This window comes from Candidatus Cyrtobacter comes, from assembly GCF_034470605.1.
Taxonomy (GTDB): Bacteria; Pseudomonadota; Alphaproteobacteria; order Rickettsiales; family Midichloriaceae; genus Cyrtobacter; species Cyrtobacter comes.
The window spans coordinates 1-3,085 of record NZ_JARGYT010000114.1 but is presented as its reverse complement, the minus strand read 5'-3'; the positions used below and the strand labels follow the sequence as shown (position 1 = coordinate 3,085).

2 protein-coding genes are annotated in these 3,085 nt (G+C 32.0%); both read right to left on the bottom strand.

Translation table 11 applies throughout. The features are described from left to right. Positions 1-88: 88 nt before the first annotated feature. Positions 89-1,675: a ComEC/Rec2 family competence protein gene (locus Cyrtocomes_RS05735; protein WP_322498232.1), complete on the bottom strand. Its 1,587-nt coding sequence runs from the start codon at positions 1,673-1,675 to the stop codon at positions 89-91. 9 nt (positions 1,676-1,684) lie between these two features. Then, positions 1,685-2,650 carry a DUF6765 family protein gene (locus tag Cyrtocomes_RS05730; RefSeq protein WP_322498231.1) on the bottom strand — a complete coding sequence of 322 codons (966 nt, stop codon included), beginning with the start codon at positions 2,648-2,650 and terminating at the stop codon, positions 1,685-1,687. Between the last annotated feature and the right edge of the window lie 435 nt (positions 2,651-3,085).

Sequence of the window (3,085 nt, the reverse complement as noted above, 5' to 3'; positions counted from 1 at the left end):
TTCGCTAAACTCAAAGAAAATCGACGCTTAGCATTACGATTTGAGAAATCCGATCTCTCTTTCCTTGCCTTTATAGCTTTAGCATCTATTAAATACAACCTTTGTTAACAGTGCCTATAACATCTGGTAATTTTGAGCTTAATATAAAGATTGTTGATATAATTGTTATACAAAGGCCTATATATCTAATTATACCGCCCATTACTGCAAAGAAGAACAGTCCTATGGAATAGATTCCTAATAAATAACCTTCAAATGGTACTATAAATAAATATGAATTTTGAATTTCTGAGAAAAAAACAGAGACACTTGCAATAATGCTGCATACATACCCCAATATATATAGCGGTAGTTCCTCAAGCCCGAATGGTATTAAAAGCATACCAAGTATACCACACGGCATACCTATAAATTCTGTTATAGGTACTAATATTAGGTTTGCGAATAAACTATATACTGATATTTGGTGAAAATGGTATGCGGAAAACATAGCGGTTGAAAGCCATGCAACGGTACTTGCGATTATCACATTGATTATATAAGAAAATATCTTATACTTGCTCTTAATATATAATGAGCCTGAACATATAAGCCCAACACATGCTGAGATCGACATTTGAAAACTCGGGCTCACTAAGCTTTCTGGTAAAAAGATGAGCAGTATAGTAACGGCAGCACATAGTGAATGAATGGCAGATGATCTTATATCCAATAATATAGCAATAAAGAATATTAACGACATTAAGAATGCTCTCTGCGCAGAAATTGGGCTACCGGAAATTAAAAGATAGGCAAAAGAGCTGAAAATTGCAAATAGCGCCGCTATTTTCTTGGTGTTAACCCATTGAAATTTATAGCATATCATTACTGCTATAAATCTTATTACATAAAATAGCATACCTGCAACAAGCGCCATATGCATTCCAGAAATTGCTACTAGATGTGCGGTACCAGATTTTCTCATTGCATCATATACTTGTTTATTTATAGAAGATGCATCCCCAACAAGTAGTGCTATAGCTATTGAGCTTTTTGCCCCATCTTTTATTGCTAACTCTACTCTTTCTATAATTTTTTTTCTTAATTCATTTATAGAGCTGATTTTTTGGTTTTTTTCTAGAATGATAGGTTTAAATTTAGTATAACCTATAGCTCCGATTTTTTTAAAATAAGCAAAGCGAAAAAAATCAAAACCACCTGAGATTACCGGTGTTGGTGGTGGAAAAATTGTAACTTTTGCTTTTATATAATCACCTACAGATAAATTTTGATTTTTTGCCCTAGAATTTAACCTGATAAGATCAAATATTTTTCCAAAAATTTTGACATTCTCAACATAGATCCTCTTTCCATTATCTCTATTTTCTACCCAGTTAACCTTACCCTTGATCCAGATATCTTCTTGTTTTTGCTCAAGAACTTCTGTTTTGATATTAGTTACCCTTAGGTAGGATACTCCCATCCCAAGTACAACTAGAAAAATGATACATGATAATATACGGAATATATCATCAGTACATTTATAAAAAACAGCAAATGCAATTGGTATTGTGATGTAATACATAAGCCAATAGCTATTTGGATGTTGAAAATAGAAAGAAATGCCAAAGGCAATTAACAACGGTACTGTTAACTGAAGTTTACGCCCAGGTATTAATGTTGTTATTAGCCTCAAGTTAGTATACTACCCTCCTATCCCTTTACCCAGAGCGCATCTTATCTTGTAATTTATAAATTTTCGATGTCTTTTTGCGGCTTCATTGAATAAATACCATTCACTTTCCTTATAAGCCTGATTTTTCCAATAAAACCCTTTTATAGAGTGTTTAACTATTTTTTTAAACCATTCGGTACTAGAATATTTTGGTATTGCGCATGAAAAAAGTTCTTTAGATATTTTATTGTATTGCCTGATACGCTTTGGCATTAAAAAGGTGTTATTCCAAAAGTAATTTTCTGTTGCCGTGCCAAATATATCTTGAATTAATTTTATAATTTCGGCATTTGGTTTTATTTTATTAGCTTTTGAAAAAATATCTAATAAGTACCATGCGGCCTCTAAGAACCTTACGTTATTATTAATTTTTTCATCCTTTAATCTTGAATCTTTCCATATAAGTGAAACGCTATCCGGATAATGCAAGGCATCAAAATGCCCTATACTTTTTGCCATATAACTATAACCAATATTGTTATATACTTCTGCATAACCAGTAAAATTCTGATGAGCCCAACTATCTACAAATGCATGTGATGAAATACCTATTTGATACGGGTCTCTAAGCTTAAGCGCCTTCTTAAGTGAATTTCTGGCTAGTTGAGAATTACTCTCAACTTCCATTGGATTGAAAATACAATCTTTTCTTAGACTTTTTGATAATGTGCACTTAGGCACAAAGTGGAATGGCACATAAATTTCTTTAGATGTTTTATCCAGTAGTAAATAGCTCTGCGTTTGTATATTTTTATATATATTATTTTGATCATCTTTTACCAGAATATTTGCCTGATTATCATCAATATATTGGGAAGAGTAGGCAATTTTATATGCATCATCTTTATTAAAACCACCGCCCATGGCAAGTAAATATGTTATATGGTAATGAAATTCCAAATCCATATTATCCTCTAAATATAACTCCAGATACATTGGTAGCCTAGTGCAATGCTATCCGGGAGCTAGATATTTAAAAATGGTTCATTCTTGAACGCTAAAAGTAGCATATCAATATGCAATCACGTGTGCATATTTCCAATTTAATGCTACACTAGAACATGCAATTTGGTTTTTTAAATTAGTAATGAATCAAAACTAGGTATTACGTTGTAAAAGGATCATTAAGGTACAATTTAATAACACAAATAAACTATATCAATGTTTAAATTTTCCGAGTTATATGAAGGGTTTATATTTCACTCTCCATTATATATTAAAAAAGAAGTTCCAACAGGCGAGCATATTAGGCATTAGGCACTGTTAACAAAGGTTGTATTTAATAGATGCTAAAGCTATAAAGGCAAGGAAAGAGAGATCGGATTTCTCAAATCGTAATGCTAAGCGTCGATTTTCTTTGAGTTTAGCGAA

What these genes read in the sequence shown, in the direction of transcription:
- Cyrtocomes_RS05730 (WP_322498231.1), bottom strand. Translation starts at nt 2,650, where the DNA reads ATGTATCTGGAGTTATATTTAGAGGATAATATGGATTTGGAATTTCAT.